The sequence below is a fragment of the Pseudomonas parafulva genome (assembly GCF_002021815.1).
Lineage (GTDB): Bacteria > Pseudomonadota > Gammaproteobacteria > Pseudomonadales > Pseudomonadaceae > Aquipseudomonas > Aquipseudomonas parafulva_B.
Window position 1 is genome coordinate 3594029 of record NZ_CP019952.1, and the last position, 16385, is coordinate 3610413.

General features: G+C 61.9%; 12 protein-coding genes and 1 pseudogene. 4 read left to right on the top strand and 9 right to left on the bottom strand.

The genetic code is table 11. The annotated features are described in order from the left end of the window. Nucleotides 1-73 precede the first annotated feature (73 nt). On the top strand, nucleotides 74-2134 hold the full coding sequence (locus B2J77_RS16150; protein ID WP_078479012.1) for a PhoX family protein: 2061 nt from the start codon (nucleotides 74-76) through the stop codon (nucleotides 2132-2134). Between the two features lie 431 nt (nucleotides 2135-2565). On the opposite strand, the gene B2J77_RS21665 is transcribed toward B2J77_RS16150, so the two are convergent. Both B2J77_RS21665 and B2J77_RS16160 read right to left on the bottom strand, forming a co-directional pair. Beyond that, on the bottom strand, nucleotides 2566-2739 hold the full coding sequence (locus tag B2J77_RS21665) for a hypothetical protein (protein ID WP_153302515.1): 174 nt from the start codon (nucleotides 2737-2739) through the stop codon (nucleotides 2566-2568). A gap of 81 nt (nucleotides 2740-2820) precedes the next feature. Beyond that, a complete protein-coding gene (locus tag B2J77_RS16160) occupies nucleotides 2821-3774 on the bottom strand; it encodes an IS110 family transposase (RefSeq protein WP_058638577.1) in 954 nt (317 codons plus the stop codon). Between the two features lie 322 nt (nucleotides 3775-4096). Here B2J77_RS16160 and B2J77_RS16165 point away from each other — a divergent pair, with 322 nt between their 5' ends. Next, nucleotides 4097-5005, top strand: coding sequence for an RHS repeat-associated core domain-containing protein (locus B2J77_RS16165; RefSeq protein ID WP_078479013.1), 909 nt, complete (start codon nucleotides 4097-4099; stop codon nucleotides 5003-5005). Between the two features lie 134 nt (nucleotides 5006-5139). Further along, a pseudogene (locus B2J77_RS16170) lies at nucleotides 5140-5409 on the top strand (alkaline phosphatase PhoX); the annotation flags it as partial. Nucleotides 5410-5560: 151 nt separating this feature from the next. On the opposite strand, the gene B2J77_RS16175 reads toward B2J77_RS16170, so the two are convergent. Next, nucleotides 5561-5872, bottom strand: coding sequence for a hypothetical protein (locus tag B2J77_RS16175; RefSeq protein ID WP_058638579.1), 312 nt, complete (start codon nucleotides 5870-5872; stop codon nucleotides 5561-5563). A gap of 3 nt (nucleotides 5873-5875) precedes the next feature. Beyond that, nucleotides 5876-9775, bottom strand: a complete 3900-nt coding sequence (gene purL, locus B2J77_RS16180) for a phosphoribosylformylglycinamidine synthase (protein ID WP_058638580.1) — start codon at nucleotides 9773-9775, stop codon at nucleotides 5876-5878. 356 nt (nucleotides 9776-10131) lie between these two features. Here purL and mltF point away from each other — a divergent pair, with 356 nt between their 5' ends. Further along, nucleotides 10132-11589 (top strand): membrane-bound lytic murein transglycosylase MltF, encoded by a 1458-nt coding sequence (mltF, locus tag B2J77_RS16185; RefSeq protein ID WP_078479015.1) that lies wholly within the window; start codon nucleotides 10132-10134, stop codon nucleotides 11587-11589. Nucleotides 11590-11598: 9 nt separating this feature from the next. Here the strand turns inward: mltF and tadA are convergent, their stop codons facing one another. From tadA to B2J77_RS16210, 5 genes are all read right to left on the bottom strand, one after another. After that, a complete protein-coding gene (gene tadA / locus B2J77_RS16190; protein ID WP_078479016.1) occupies nucleotides 11599-12078 on the bottom strand; it encodes a tRNA adenosine(34) deaminase TadA in 480 nt (159 codons plus the stop codon). Beyond that, complete coding sequence (locus B2J77_RS16195) at nucleotides 12078-13460, bottom strand: multicopper oxidase family protein (RefSeq protein ID WP_058638582.1); 1383 nt, start codon at nucleotides 13458-13460, stop codon at nucleotides 12078-12080. Before B2J77_RS16195 ends, tadA begins: the two co-directional genes overlap by 1 nt. Before the next feature lie 125 nt (nucleotides 13461-13585). Next, complete coding sequence (locus B2J77_RS16200) at nucleotides 13586-15046, bottom strand: M48 family metallopeptidase (RefSeq protein WP_078479017.1); 1461 nt, start codon at nucleotides 15044-15046, stop codon at nucleotides 13586-13588. Then, entirely contained in the window at nucleotides 15043-15720 is a 678-nt protein-coding gene (locus B2J77_RS16205; RefSeq protein ID WP_058604474.1) for a hypothetical protein, read from the bottom strand. The genes B2J77_RS16200 and B2J77_RS16205 overlap by 4 nt, the downstream gene beginning before the upstream one ends. Next, complete coding sequence (locus B2J77_RS16210; protein WP_078479018.1) at nucleotides 15713-16372, bottom strand: hypothetical protein; 660 nt, start codon at nucleotides 16370-16372, stop codon at nucleotides 15713-15715. Before B2J77_RS16210 ends, B2J77_RS16205 begins: the two co-directional genes overlap by 8 nt. Nucleotides 16373-16385 lie beyond the last annotated feature (13 nt).

The following is a 16385-nucleotide window of genomic DNA, read 5'->3' on the forward strand; positions in this document are numbered from 1 at the left end:
CATGGTTCTGCAAACCAAACGTCACAATCGCCCACTAGAGTGCGGTCTGAACTCTGCAACGCAAGGACATGTGATGAGTCGTGACACCGGCGACAATTTGGACCGCAACCCCAGCACCAACACGGCCATGGCCACCGTCATGGACATTTACCTGAGCCGACGCAGTGTGATGCGCGGCGGCCTGGCCGCCGCCGTCACCCTGATCGCCGGCACCAGCCTGGGCGGTTGTTTCAGCGGTGCTGATATCCGCAGGCCCGCCGGCCCTGGCGAGCCGGTCACCGGCAACGCTGCCAGGTCAGGGCTGGCGCTGGGCTTCGACTCAATCCCTGGGTCACGCACCGATGCGTGCACCCTTGCCAAGGGCTACTGCGCACGCGTGCTGGCCCCATGGGGAACACCGCTTAACCGGAACGCCGCGCCCTGGAAGCCGGACGGCAGCAATACCTCTGTCGATCAGGCCAACGCCATGGGCATGCACCATGACGGCATGCATTTCTTCCCCATCAATGGCAGCTCGGATGATGGCTTGCTGGCCATCAACTTCGAGTACATCGACCCTGCAGCCTTGCACCCGGCTGGCCCAACCACTGATGTCAACGGCAAGCGCCCGGTCGAGGAAGTGCGAAAAGAAATCAACGCCCATGGGGCTGGCGTGGTGCGCCTGAAAAAAGTCAGCGGCCGCTGGCAGGTTGTCGACAACGACCCGCTGAACCGCCGCTTCACCACGGCTTCGCGCATGGAAATCACCGGCCCGCTGCGCGGCACCGACCACGTCAAGACCAAGTACTCCACCGCCGGTACTCACTGCCGGGGTACCAACAACAACTGCGGCAACGGTTACACCCCGTGGGGCACCTACCTGACCTGTGAAGAGAACTGGCCGGGCATCTTCGTCAACAAGGGCACCCGCCCCGAAGACCAGCGCCGCATTGGCGTGGGCACCTCCACCGGCCAGTACAAGTGGGAAAGCGCAGCCGGTGACAGCACCGAAGAGGCCGACGAGTTTGCCCGTTTCGACGTGACCATCAAGGGCGCCAGCGCCACCGACGACTACCGCAACGAAGCCAGCACCTACGGCTACATCGTCGAGATCGACCCGTACAACAGCAGCACCCTGGCCACCAAACGCACCGCGCTGGGCCGCTTCCGCCACGAGGGCTGCGCCCCAAGCCTGCCGGTCGCGGGCAAGCCGCTGGTGTGGTACATGGGTGACGACTCGAACAACGAGTACCTGTACAAGTGGGTGTCAACCGCCGTGTGGGATGCCGCCGATGCCAACCCGGCCGACCGCCTCGCTACCGGCGCCAAGTATCTGGACCAGGGCAAGCTCTACGTGGCCCGCTTCAACGCCGATGGCACTGGTGTATGGCTACTGCTGGACGTGGCCACCGCCACCACGGGGGGCAGCACCCTGGGCGCGCTGTATGGTGACCTGCCGGGCATCATCCTCAACACCCGTGGCGCTGGCGATGCCGTAGGCGCGACGCCGATGGACCGCCCGGAATGGACGACGGTCAACCCGCTGAACGGCGACGTCTACCTGACCCTGACCAACAACAGTGCACGTACCCCGGAAAAGGTCGATGCGGCCAACCCACGCGGCCCGAACCGCCACGGCCACATTATTCGCTGGCACGACAGCGACGACCAGTTGAGCTTCAACTGGGACATCTTCGTGTTCGGCGCAAACGCCGCTGGTGCTGCCGACATCAACCGTTCCGGCCTGACCGAACTGAACCAGTTCGCCAGCCCCGACGGCATGAGTTTCGATAGCCGCGGCGTGTTGTGGTTCGAGACTGACAACGGCGAGAGCACCCTTACCGACTACACCAACGACCAACTGCTGGCGGTGATTCCAGGTCTGCTGGTGGATGCGGCGGGGCGACAGGTGCCGGTGAATGGGGAAAACCAAGGGGGGGTGCGGCGGTTTTTCGTGGGGCCCAATGGGTGTGAGGTGACGGGGATTGCGTTTACGCCGGATAACAGGACGTTGTTTATCAATATTCAGCATCCGGGGAACTGGCCAGTTTCGGAAGATGCTACCGAGGGGGCTTTTGAGGGCAAGCGGGTTCGGCCGCGGTCTTCTACGGTGGTGATTCAGCGGGAGGATGGGGGGGAGATTGGGACGGGTTGATTGGGTTCTGGATGGGGGTTCTTATGTTATCCGGTTTTAAGTTCTGAGTTCAGAGCTCCAAGTTCCAAGCTCTAAGCTCTAAGCTCTAAGCTCTAAGCTCTAAGCTCTAAGTTTTATTGAGAAACTTGAAACTTGAAAGCGTGGGCGCGCGCAGCAAGTTGATATTGATTAGCGCGGGTGGCGCACAGTCACCTTTCCGCCCTTACGGCGGCTCACTTTTTGTCTTGTCAAAAAGTGAGCAAAAACCGCCTGCTCCTATCATCCGGCCCCTGCGCTGCGCTCCGGGGTCCCCTCGCTCCGGGCTTGCTCCCGGGAGGACCGCGCTGCAGGCCCCATCCTGGGGCCCAGCGCTTGACAGGCATCCATGCCTGTCACCTCCCTGCGCAAGCCCTGCGCTCGGCCTCCTGAAGTCGCGATCTGCGGCGCCCGAACTACCGCGCGCTTAGAAGCAACAGCAACAGCAACAGCAACAGCAACAGCAACAGCAACAGCAACAGCAACAGCAACAGCAACAGCAACAGCAACAGCAACAGCAACAGCAACAGCAACAGCAACAGCAACAGCAACAGCAACAGCAACAGCAACAGCAACAGCAACAGCAACAAGTTATACACTCGATATATTTATGTAAAGCGTATACACCTTTTGAATATCATTCTACATCCAAGTGGGAGATTCTATGGTTTTCAGCAAGCCAGTTTCCCCTTTCTGGTGACATATTCGTCCTGATTTTTCATCAGGGCGAACGCCACCCGCGCAAGTTTCCTAGCCAAAATCACCAGTGCTTGGGTCGTCGCTTTTCCTGCCGTGCGCTGTTTCTCATAAAGTTCTTTCCATGCCGCCGATCGGCTGGCTGCCATCGCAGCGTTATGAAGCAGACGACGGATCTCCGAGCAGCCGCGCTTGGTAAGACGGCGACGTCCATTCTTCTGCCCAGAATCGCTCACTCTCAAGTCCATCCCCAAAAAGGCGATGTATGAGTCGCTGCTCTTAAATTCACCTCTCACAAATGCCATTACCAATGCGGTGGCGGTGAGAAAACCGATTCCTTCCACTGCCTGGCAGCGCGCAACTTGCTCCTGCAATCCAGCCTCGCGCAGCACTTCTTTCAGTTTCTTTTGGATCAACTGGTCCAGCCGATCAATCGACTTCACAAAGGTCTCGAAGGCGGCTCTAAGCAGATTTTCGTTGGCCCAACTTTGGGTCATCGCAGTGCGCGCAGTCACCAAAGCCGCCCGGCGCCGCAGCAGGCTCTGGAGCTTGCCGTAGACGGCCGGCGGGGGGCTCCAGGGCCGGAGTTCGTTGCCTTCGTTCCTAAGGAAACGGGATAGTAGTCGAGCATCAGATGGATCAGTTTTTACACGTCCCCCGACACCTTTTCTGTAGTTGCTTAACTGGAACCCGTCGACGACATAAACCTGAAAACCCATCCCGTGGGCTAGTTCAACCAAGTCCAAGTGGTAGACATTGGTAGCCTCAACGGCGATCGCCGTGTGGGCCGCTTGCTGTTTGAGCCACTTCTTGATTTCTGGCTTAGCGTTTTTAATCTTGATAATTTCATCGCGGTCGTCGTGATGAATAACCAGCTCCGCTTTTGCGACATCTACACCCACGATTAACCGATCTACCTGCATTGCCATGGGTGGCTCCTCACGTTATGGTTCTAGGGCTTGAAGGGGTGGGACGATGTCTCCCACAGCTGTACTGCTGCTGACAGTCAGAATCGGCTTTAGCGTCCCACCACCCCTTCAAGTCTAACCATACAAGCGGGCCAGCCCGCGAACACCGACACAGCCGATGCCATATACACCGCGTTGGATTCTTCGCGAGCGCCTCCCTTTCATTTCCCCTCGAAACTGCAGTTCCATTGGAAGCAGTCAAACCACCTGATAAATCTGCTAGTAGACGTAGGCGAGCCAGTAGTAAATCATCCAGTCACATACTTCGCCACGGGCTACGTATATGCGTTCGACAGTGCTCCCGACAAAAAAGAAAAAATTTTTCTTCCAAGGCCCTAAACTGGCTTGCGAAGTAAGTGACAGCCCACGTCGCCTGCTCTGGGCCAATGGCATTGCATTAGCCGAATCAGATGCAATAACAACAAGCAGTCAACTCTTGCAATCTGACAATTCAAACACCGCATTGCGCGGTATTCCTGCAGGCACTCAACAGAACTTTTCACCCTATGGTTTTCTGCACGCAGCCCCATCAACACATCTTATTACGTTCAGCGGGCAGCGGCTCGATACAATGCTGGACTGTTATGTTCTCGGCAATGGACGCCGGCTCTACAGTAGCAGATCGAGGCGATTTCTCCAGGCTGACACTATGTCTCCATTCGGCAAAGGCGGGCCTAACGGCTACTGCTATTGCCAGAACGATCCCATCAACCGGCATGACCCTAGTGGAAAAATGTGGGAATGGATCAAGCGCGGAGTAAATTGGCTTGTTGGTCAACGTCCAACTATTTCTGTGGATAGAGCACAGCTACGTATCGGCGGCGAACGCACTCAGAGCCCAAATTTAACACTTATCCTGCATAGAGCCGGGCACACACCAGCACCGGACTCATATCATGTATCTGTAGATATCGGTGACGTCGAGTTTGTCGCAGGTGTTGGAAATAGGATTATTAACAGTGCCGAAGTACTAGAACCCCTATCCAGCCTAATAATTAACCGCGCAGAAAATGCAGCCATTGCAGCCGCAGCTAATCTTTTAACCTATCAAGCGACGAACACACTTACTCTCGGCGTTGCCGCCCAGCTGGCAACCCATAGTTACCTTGAAAGAAGACTTATCAGAGACACTATCGGGGAGGTTCGAGTTACACCTATTCAACCTGATCCTTATGACTATATCCGTCACTAAACTTAATTTTTCAATCCAGTGGCGCTGTCAAGCAGATTAGCGCAGTGACGCAGTCTTGGGACGCGCTTCGTCCAAGAACGCATCGCTCAGCAAAAACACTTCCACGACAGTTCGAGTGAAATCATACTGCTTCCCTGGTAGCAGCCAGCGACAAGCGAATGCCGATGAATACGCAGAATCAGGTGGACCTGCGCCGCTTCTTGGTCGGGCCGAATGATTGCGAGGTGACCGGGATTGCCATTACCCCGGACAACAAGACGCTGTTCGTCAACATTCAGCACCCGGGGAACTGGCCATATACCGACAAGGCTACAGATGCTACCCCGGCTGCGGCCAAGGTGAGACGGCGGGCTTCGACGGTGGTGATTCAGCGCAATGATGGCGGGGAGATCGGGACTGCCTGATCGTCCAGCGTACAGGGGCCGCTTTGCTGCCCATTCGCGGCACAAGGCTCCTGCAGGGGGTACGCGATCTCACAAGGTTCAGGACCTGTGAAATACGAGTGGGAGCGGGCGTGTCGAGGCGTCGAACCGCCGCGAGCACCCTTGCTACGCTCTAGAACTCGGCGAGCCGCCAAACCTCATAGGCTGGCGTCTCGTACGGGTGGCTTTGCCTGAGCGCTGCGACAACCTGGGCAACTAGATCGTCAGCCACCACCAGCTCCACCTTCCACTCTTCCACCACCTCGACCTGACCCGCCCGTCCGAGAAACGGCGAACTGCCGTCCAACGGACGAAACTGGCCCTGGCCCAAGGTCTGCCAGGCGCAGTGGTCATAATCACCCATGTGCCCACCACCCGCGGCGAACACAGCAGCCTTGACCACCTCAACATGGCTGGCAGGAACAAAGAAGGCGAGCTTGTACACGCCTTAGTTCACCCACACCCGCGCATTACGGAACATGCGCATCAACGCCGCATCTTCCTGCCACTCATCCGGGCGCCACGAGTTCTGTACGGCACGGAACACACGCTCCGGGTGCGGCATCATGATGGTCACGCGGCCGTCGCGGCTGGTGAGCCCGGTGATACCGCGAGGCGAGCCGTTGGGGTTGGCCGGGTAGGCCTCGGTGACCTTGCCGTGGTTGTCCACGTAACGCAGCGCCACGCAACCGGACACATCAGCCTCCAGCAAGGCCTCTTCACTGGCGAACTCGGCATGGCCCTCGCCGTGGGCGATGGCGATCGGCATGCGCGAACCGGCCATGCCCTGCAGGAAGATCGAGTTGGACTTCTGCACCTCGACCATGGCCACCCGCGCCTCGAACTGCTCGGAGCGGTTACGCACGAAGTGCGGCCAGTACTCGGTACCCGGGATCAGCTCATGCAGATTGGACATCATCTGGCAGCCGTTGCACACGCCCAGGGCGAAGCTGTCGTTGCGCTCGAAGAACGCCTGGAAGGCATCACGCGCACGGCTGTTGAACAGGGCTGACTTGGCCCAGCCCTCGCCGGCACCCAACACGTCGCCGTAGGAGAAACCGCCACAGGCAACCAGGCCCTTGAAGGCCTCGAAGTCCACGCGACCGGCAAGAATGTCGCTCATGTGCACGTCGATGGCCGCGAACCCGGCACGGTCGAAGGCAGCCGCCATTTCGACCTGGCCGTTGACGCCCTGCTCGCGCAGGATGGCCACTTGCGGACGCACGCCCTTCTTGATGTAGGGCGCGGCGATGTCATCGTTGACATCGAAGCCAAGCTTGACCGACAGCCCTGGGTTGTCTTCTTCGAGCAGCAGGTCGAATTCCTGATCGGCGCAATCGGCGTTGTCGCGCAGGCGCTGGATCTGGTAACTGGTTTCAGCCCACTGGCGCTGCAGCATGCGGCGGTCGTCATCGAACAGCACTTCGCCGTTCAGGCTGATGGAGATTTCGGCGTTGTTGACCGGCTTGCCGATCACCGCCACGCACTGCTCACCCAGGCCTGCGGCGCTGAACTGGACCAGTACGTCCGGGGTAGCGTCCTGGCGCACCTGGATGACCGCGCCCAGCTCTTCGTTGAAGAGGATCGCCGGGATGTCGGCCTTGCTGTCGGTCAGCGGATCGAGGTGCAAGTCCAGGCCGCAGTGGCCAGCGAAGGCCATTTCCAGCACGGTGGTGACCAGGCCGCCGTCGGAACGGTCGTGGTAGGCCAGCAAGTGACCGTCGGCGTTAAGACCCTGGATCACGGCGAAGAACGCCTTGAGGTCTTCGGCGTCGTCGACGTCCGGCGCCTGGGCTGCGATCTTGCCGTAGGTCTGGGCCAGGATCGAGGCACCCATGCGGTTCTTGCCACGGCCCAGGTCGATCAGGATGAGGTCGGTCTCGCCCTTGTCCATGCGCAGTTGCGGGGTCAGGGTCTTGCGGATGTCAGTGACCGGGGCGAAGCCTGTGATGATCAGCGACATCGGCGAGGTGACGCTCTTCTCGACGCCCTCTTCGCTCCACTTGGTCTTCATCGACATCGAGTCTTTGCCGACCGGGATGGTGATGCCCAGCTCAGGGCACAGCTCCATGCCGACAGCCTTGACGGTGTCGTACAGGCGCGCGTCTTCACCTGGGTGGCCGGCAGCGGACATCCAGTTGGCCGACAGCTTGATGTCGGACAGCTTGTCGATGTGCGAAGCGGCCAGGTTGGTGATGGTTTCGCCGATGGCCATGCGCCCGGATGCCGGGGCATCCAGCAGTGCCAGCGGAGTACGCTCGCCCATGGCCATGGCTTCGCCGGTGTAGACATCGAAGCTGGTGGCGGTGACGGCGCAGTCGGCCACCGGTACCTGCCAAGGGCCGACCATCTGGTCGCGGGCGACCAGGCCGGTGATGGTGCGGTCGCCGATGGTGATCAGGAAGCTCTTGCTGGCCACGGCCGGGTGGCTCAGCACGCGCTGTACAGCGGTGTCCAGGTCCAGCTCGCTCGGGTCGAAATCATCGCCCAGCTCGGCTTCGCGGGTGACCGAGCGGTGCATGCGTGGCGGCTTGCCCAGCAACACGTCGAGCGGCATGTCGACCGGAGTGTTGTCGAAGTGGCTGTCGGTGACGGTCAGGTGCTGTTCTTCGGTGGCTTCGCCGACCACGGCGAACGGGCAGCGCTCACGCTCGCAGATGGCCTTGAAGCGCTCGAAGTCGACAGCGCTGACGGCCAGCACGTAACGCTCCTGCGATTCGTTGCTCCAGATTTCGTGCGGGGCCATGCCCGGCTCGTCGTTGGGCACATTGCGCAGCTCGAAGCGACCACCGCGGCCACCGTCGTTGACCAGTTCCGGGAAGGCGTTGGAGATGCCGCCGGCGCCGACGTCGTGGATGAAGGCGATCGGGTTGGCGTCGCCCAGCTGCCAGCAGCGGTCGATGACTTCCTGGCAACGGCGCTCCATCTCCGGGTTTTCGCGCTGTACCGAGGCGAAGTCCAGGTCAGCCGAGCTGGCACCGGTGGCTACCGAGGAGGCAGCGCCGCCGCCCAGGCCGATCAGCATGGCCGGGCCGCCGAGCACGATCAGCTTGGCGCCGACGGTGATCTCGCCCTTCTGCACGTGGTCTTCACGGATGTTGCCCATGCCGCCGGCGAGCATGATCGGCTTGTGGTAGCCGCGCACTTCTTCACCGTGCGGGGTGTTGATGGACTGCTCGAAGGTACGGAAGTAGCCGGTCAGGGCCGGACGCCCGAACTCGTTGTTGAAGGCCGCGCCGCCCAGCGGGCCTTCGATCATGATGTCGAGGGCGTCCACGATGCGCTCAGGCTTGCCGTAGGCCTGCTCCCAGGGCTGCTCGAAGCCTGGGATGCGCAGGTTGGACACGGTGAAGCCGGTCAGGCCGGCCTTGGGCTTGGCGCCGCGGCCGGTGGCACCTTCGTCACGGATTTCGCCGCCCGAACCGGTCGAGGCACCGGAGAAAGGTGCGATGGCGGTCGGGTGGTTGTGGGTTTCCACCTTCATCAGGATGTGTACCGGCTCCTGCACCGCACCGTACTGGCGGGTTTCAGGGTTCGGGTAGAAACGACCTGCAACGTTGCCGACGATGACCGAAGCGTTGTCCTTGTACGCCGACAGCACACCTTCGCTGTGCATCTGGTAGGTGTTCTTGATCATGCCGAACAGGCTCTTGTCCTGCGCCTGGCCGTCGATGTCCCAACTGGCGTTGAAGATCTTGTGGCGACAGTGCTCGGAGTTGGCCTGGGCGAACATCATCAGTTCGATGTCGTTGGGGTTGCGCTTGAGGCCCTGGAACGCGGTGACCAGGTAGTCCACTTCGTCCTCGGCCAGTGCCAGGCCCAGGTCGATGTTGGCCTGGGCCAGGGCGTCGCGGCCGCCGGCTAGGATGTCCACCGACGTCATGGGCCTTGGCTGGGCGTGGCTGAACATGTCGGCGGCCTGCTCCAGCTGGCCCAGCACGCGCTGGGTCATGCGGTCGTGCAACTGCGCCGACACCTGCTCGGCATCGGCGTCGCTGAGGTCACCGGCCACATAGTACGCAATGCCGCGCTCCAGGCGCTGGATCGACTGCAGGCCGCAGTTGTGGGCGATGTCGCTGGCCTTGCTGGCCCAGGGCGAAATAGTGCCCAGGCGCGGCACGACCAGGAACAGGCGACCGGCGGGCTCCTGTACCGGTACGCTCGGGCCGTACTTGAGCAGACGGCCCAGCACCTGCTGCTGGTCGGCGGTCAACTCGCCGTCGGTATCGGCAAAGTGGGCAAATTCGGCATACAAACCAGTAACAGCGGGGACTTTCTGGCTCAGTTGCTCGAGTAACTTACCGTGGCGAAAGGCAGAAAGGGCAGGAGCGCCGCGCAGGATCAACATCGTCGGGACAGCCTCAGAAGGGGTGTGCTTGGAGGCCGTGCATTCTAGCCTAATTCGTTCGCTTGCGGCACCCGCTGTAGCGCAGGGCTGCCGGGCGGCGGAACCGGACCTGCGGGTCAAAATTTCCGGGGGTTCATGCACCTTGCCCAGACGCTGATACAGCCCCACAGGCAACCTCCGTCCAGGCTTTGCACAATGAGGTCCGAGTGCTCTGTTACAGGGTTTACCCCATCAACCGGGCTTGGCACACAGCGCTGGACTGCACGATCAGACAGCAAACGCCTGAAAAGCGCTATCAGACAAGCTAACCGTTGTCGAGATATGGCACGGCCAGTCCTTTGCGTATACTGCAACCTATGTTCACCCACACTGCTTTGCGCCAGCGTTGCGCCAGATGGCTTTTCGCAACCGGACTCTTTCTGCTGCTTGGTGGCTGCGTTGAAAAACCCAGTACCCTCGAGCGCGTGAAGGAGGACGGCGTGCTGCGCGTGATCACCCGCAACAGCCCGGCCACTTATTTCCAGGATCGCAACGGTGAGACCGGCTTCGAGTACGAACTGGTCAAGCATTTTGCCGACGACCTGGGCGTGAAGCTGGAAATCGAGACCGCCGACAACCTCGACGAGCTGTTTGACGAACTTGGCAAGCCGTCCGGCCCGGTGCTGGCAGCCGCCGGCCTTGTCAGCAGCGAACGGCGCCAGGCCCAGGCGAAGTTTTCACACCCCTACCTGGAGGTGACGCCTCAGGTCATCTACCGCAATGGCCGCTCGCGCCCGACCAACGCCCAAGGCCTGGTCGGCAAGAAGATCATGGTGCTCAAGGGCAGCAGCCACGCCGATCAACTGGCCGAGCTGAAAAAACAGTACCCGGGCCTGCAATACGAAGAATCCGATGCCGTGGAAGTGGTGGACTTGCTGCGCATGGTCGATGAAGGGCAGATCGACCTTACCCTGGTCGACTCCAACGAACTGGCCATGAACCAGGTGTACTTCCCCAACGTGCGCGTGGCCTTCGACCTGGGCGAGTCCCGCGACCAGCGCTGGGCCGTCGCCGCAGGCGAGGACAACAGCCTGCTGAACGAGGTGAACGAATTCCTCGACAAGTCCCAGAAGAACGGCACCCTGCAGCGCCTGAAGGACCGTTATTACGGGCATGTCGATGTACTAGGCTATGTGGGCGCCTACACCTTCGCCCAGCACCTGCAGCAACGTTTGCCCAAGTACGAGAAGCATTTCAAGAGCTATGCCAAGGTCGAGCAGGTGGACTGGCGCCTGTTGGCCGCCATCGGCTACCAGGAGTCCATGTGGCAGCCGGAAGTCACCTCCAAGACCGGCGTGCGCGGCCTGATGATGCTGACCCAGCGCACCGCACAGGCCATGGGCGTCTCCAACCGCCTGGACCCCAAGCAAAGCATCAAGGGTGGCGCCAAGTACTTCATGAAGATCAAGGCCGAGCTGGACGACAGCATCCAGGAGCCCGACCGCACTTGGTTCGCGCTGGCCGCCTACAACGTCGGCAGCGGCCACCTGGAAGACGCGCGCACCCTGGCCAAGCGCGAGAAGCTCAACCCCAACAAGTGGCTGGATGTGAAGAAGATGCTGCCGCGCCTGGCGCAGAAGCAATGGTACCGCCAGACCAAGTACGGCTATGCACGGGGCGGCGAACCGGTGCACTTTGTCGCCAACATCCGCCGCTACTACGACATTCTCACCTGGGTTACCCAGCCTCAGCTCGAAGGCCAGGTGGCAGAGGGCAACCTGCATGTCCCGGGTGTGAACAAGGCTAAACCGGCAGAGCAGTCACCGCCGCTTTAGCCGGTCACGTCACGGCTTGGCCCGGCGAGCCCTGAAGAAGTCACTGAGCACTTGCCCGCACGCCTCGGCCATCACGCCACCCTCCACCAGCACACGGTGATTCAGAAAACCCTGCCCGAAGAACTGGCCCTGGCTCTGCACGATCCCCGCCTTGGGTTCCGGTGCGCCGAAAACAACGCGCATCACCCGCGCATGCACGATCAAACCGGCGCACATGCTGCAGGGTTCAAGGGTCACGTACAACGTGCTGCCTGGCAGGCGGTAGTTGCCGACCGCGCGAGCTGCGGCGCGGATCGCCACCATCTCGGCATGGGCACTGGGGTCGCTGTCGGTGATCGGGCGGTTGAAGCCCTGGCCGATGACCTGGCCGTCCTGCACCAGCACGGCGCCCACCGGTACTTCCCCCAGCTGTGCGCCCTCGGCGGCCAATGCCAACGCCATGCGCATGTAGGTCTGGTCGTGGCTGCGGTCGATGATCTGCGGTCGCATCAGACCACCGCGATCGCGGCCATCAGGCCGGTTTCCATGTGGTCGATGACGTGGCAGTGGAACATCCAGGTGCCCGGGTTATCGGCGACCAGCGCAACCTGGGCGCGCTCGTTCTTGCCCAGCAGGTAGGTGTCGGTGAACCACGGCTCCTTGATGTCATGCCGGTTGGAACCAATCACTTTGAAGCTCATGCCGTGCAAGTGGATGGGGTGCTGGTACTGGGTCATGTTCTTCAATTCGAAAATGTAGCTCTTGCCCCTGGTCAGCGTTGCAATTGGGCGATCTGCGCAGGTCTTGTCGGTGATGTCCCAGGCCTGGCCGTTGATCTGCCACAGGCTCGGCGGCTTGCCCTGGTCGGTGCCGACCGACACTTTACCTGCCCACTCGAAGTTGAAGTTGAGCTTTTCGGCGTTTTCCAGGTCCGGCTCGGCGATGGGGTTGGGCGGCAGCGCCGCTGGCCAGTCGCTGGGCGCATCCGGGTTGGCCACCGCGCGCAGGGTGCCCAGGCGCACGAAGCCGTCGCGCAGGGAAATCTCTTCACCGGCGTTGGGAATGCGGATCGCCAGGCAAATGCGCATGCCAGGCCCCAGCCAGTAGTCATCTTCCAATGGCCGGGGGGTGACGGGGTTGCCATCGAGCGCGTAGATCCGCGCTTCGCAGTTGCCCTTGAGGTTGATGCGGTACGTCCAGGTGTTGTCCAGGTTCAGCAAGCGCACGCGCACCACCTGCCCTGCCGGTAGCTCGGTCACGGCATCGGCCTGGCCGTTGATGGTGATCAGCCGCCCTGCGGTGCCATTGCGCGCCGCCTCGCGCGGGATGCTGAACGGCATCCAGCCCCCCTGCTCGTCCACATGCCAGGTCTTGAGGTTGAGCGTGCGCTCATGCTTGAAACCGGTAGGTTCGCGCTCCTCGACGATCAGCGGGCCAACCAGGCCCCGGCCCAGCTCCTCGGAGCTGCTGACATGGGGGTGGTACCAGTAGCTGCCAGCATCGGGCACCCGGAACTTGTAGTCGAAATACTCCCCTGGCTTGACCGGCAACTGCGACACATACGGCACGCCATCCATTTCCAGCGGCAGGCGGATGCCATGCCAGTGGATGGTGGTTTCGATCGGCAGGTGGTTGATGAAGCGCACGCGCAACCAGGTACCCTGCCGCACGCGCAGCTCGGTCCCCGGGGCACTGGGCCCGAACGCCCAGGCTTCGGTTGTATGTCCAGGGACCAGTTCGACGTCCAGCGGCGCTGCGATCAGCTCGTAGTCATGGCCGGCATTGTCATCTTCGACCTTGCCCAGCCAGTACCGCGCGGCGCCCCCCGCGCCCAGGCCAACCACAACCAGGCCGGTCAGGCCCTTGAGCATTTGTCGACGGGTGAAGGACATCGCAGCGGGTACCTCGTGTTCGGCACAAACAGTTCACCAGCGGGCGCTGATGAGGAAGGGCGAATACGATACACCTGCGAATGGGAAAGATTAAGTGAATGATCGCCTGATGTGCCCTGAAGCGCTCAATCGGCTTGTGCGTGCGGCGCTTTGCACAGTTGGCCGAACCAGTGACGTTCCTCGACGCCCGGCGCCCGGGTAGCGGCGCCCAGCAGCGCCGGGTCGGGCGCCACATTCAATGCCTGCAGGCGGGAAGCGGCTGCAGGGTGAGTGTCGAACGGGTGCGCCATGACGGCACTCAGCACCTCGTCACCGACCTGCAACGGGTGACGCTCGAGGTAGCCAGGCAGGGCTCGGTCGACGCCTTGCCCACCACACGTCGCCAGCACCGTATCGACCGCAGGCTGCAGCGCAATGATGCGCAGCAGGGTCTGTGCGAACAGCCGTTGCCCGCCGACTGCAGCGCCTGCCTGGTCCGCCAGCAGCTCCTGCGACCGCCCCCAATGCAGCACCGCACGCTGGAAATGGTGCAGGAACTGCCAGGCCATCCACAGCGTTGGGCGCTGCGTCCAGGGCGCGGGCTCGTCGTGGCCGACCAGTGCCGAGAAATGGGCAAGCATCATGCTGAACTGTGCGTTGGTCTGGCTCGCGCGTTCGGTGTCCTGATGCCGGAAATGACCCAGTTCGTGTCCAATGACCGCGCCAGCTTCCGCCTGGCTGAGTATGCCCAGGTAGGGCAGCGGCAAATACAGCGTGCGGCCCGTCAGCGGCAAGCCGGCAGGCTGAAGCAGAATCGGCACGCTGGTGACGAAAAAGCCCTGGTCGAGCCCGACCACGATGTTGTCGGGGACCGGTGCCTGAAGCTGCGCCGCCAGGCCTTCGACCCAGCGCCATATGCCGGGTGCACTGTCCCGATCAAGCGCCCTGCCCAGAAAGGATGTGCTCTGATCGAGCACCAGCGGCCAGCGTCGATGCAACCGCCTGGCCAGTTGCAGGCAGACCAGCACGCACGAGGCCAGCGGCAGCACGATGAACAGCACCGTCAACCCACCCTCCGCCACCCGGCTGGTCGCAACGCTCAGCTCGTACAGCAAGGCCAGGCTCAACGCAGCAGCCAGCAAGCCCAGATGCAGTACCAGCCACTTGCCCAGGGCACGCCAACGCTGGGTCATGTGCCGCTGCAAGAACTCAATTGAGCGCAGCGCCCGCCAGGCGTCCAGCCTGAGCCTGAGCCATGCCCCGACCGCAGTCAGCAAGGCCAGAACCGCCAGCAGCCCGCTCGTGACGGCCAGGACCTTGCGCAGAGACTGCCCGCCAAGGCCCGCCTCATAACGGTCAAGCTCACGTTGAAGCCGCTCACGTCGGTCTGCTTGGGGGATGTAGGGGTTACGCTCGGCCTTGGGCAGGGCCTGCAAAAGCGTGTCGCTTGGCGCATCCAGCCACTGACGTATCGCCTGCGCCTGCGCCTGGGCCACCTCGACGCGCCAGAGTTGCACCTGGCTCCACCCCAGCACCAGCAGCGGCAACAACAGCAGGGCCAAGCCCCAGCCTACGCGCCTGAACAGCCGTATGGCCCCGTTGCTCATGGCGCAGCCCGCCGCAAGGCATCGCCTTGGCGAGCCACGGCCGGGAACAACTGTGCCAAGGTGCGCCTGGCCTGTGCTGCCTGCAGGTAGGGGTAGAGTACGTCCACCAGTTCTGCCAGCGCGAGCCTGCGCCCCGCCCGGGTGAAGTTGCAGGCCCACACCTTGAGCCGCAGGCCACCGGCGATCAGCTGAGCATCAGGTGCTGCGAGCGCCTTGAAACCTGGGGCCTTGAGGACAGGCGCGGCGCCGAACGCGGCGAGGCTGAACACCAGGTGCGTACTGAGCCGCCGCTGTTCGACATCGAAGCCTTCGAACGCTTCCCATGGCACTGGGGCCAAGGCGTTGGCGAAAGCGACCGTGTCACGGGTCACCGCCAGTGCGCACCGCCCATGGCGCTGGTACAGCGCCCAGGCACTGACCAGGGCCACCAGCCCGATGCCGACCAACCCTGCGCCGAATGCCCACAGCAGCACCTTCACTGTGCTGGCGGTCTGCGGACCGAAGAGCATGGGCAGGCTCGCGAGCCAGCCACCGAGCCCAATCGCCACCAACCCGATGACTGCACACGAAAGTGTCTTGCCCAGCGAGTGTTCATGCAGCTCGAACGACTCATCGGGGCCGACGGCATTTACCTGCAGGTAGGTCAGGTCGGCATTGGCGCCGGTATTATCCATTGGCCTGCAGCAGCTCAAGCTGACGCTGGGCGTGGGCGGCATCGCAGTAGGCCGTCAGTACGGCCAGCACTTCTTCGTTGGACAGCTTGCGCCCGTTTTGCGCAAGCCCCGCCGACATGATGCGAACCTGGGGGCGCGGCTTCTTCAGCACCATGGCCTGGTTACCGAAGAACTGCAGCTTCACCACTCGGTGGGTAGGCAGTACGGCATCGCTGCTCATCTCCAGCGTCTGCACCATCACCAGCCCTTCATCCTTGACCGAGATATCCTGCACCTGCGCCAAGTCCACCGGCGCGTCCAACGTGTCGACGAACAACTGCCGGCGCGTCAGGCGCATGAACACCTGGGTACCGGCGTTGCGATGCTGCCAGGTCACGGCAGCGGCAATGAGCACGATGAAGGCGGTGGCCACGATCGGCCCGGTGCGCTGCATGCTGATGCCGATTCCGAACAGAATCAGGGCACCGACCAGCAATACTGGCCCCCACACCCGATAACGACGAGAGTTGGTGAACTCGCTCTGCTCCGGCACACGTTCAATCACTTGCCGAAGCTCGGCAATGACATGCTCGCGCTGGGCCGTGCGCGACTGGTCGTAGTCATTGCCCAGCGACCCGGACAAGTCGGCCAATGGATCGGTATGTTCACTCATGATCGATACCCCT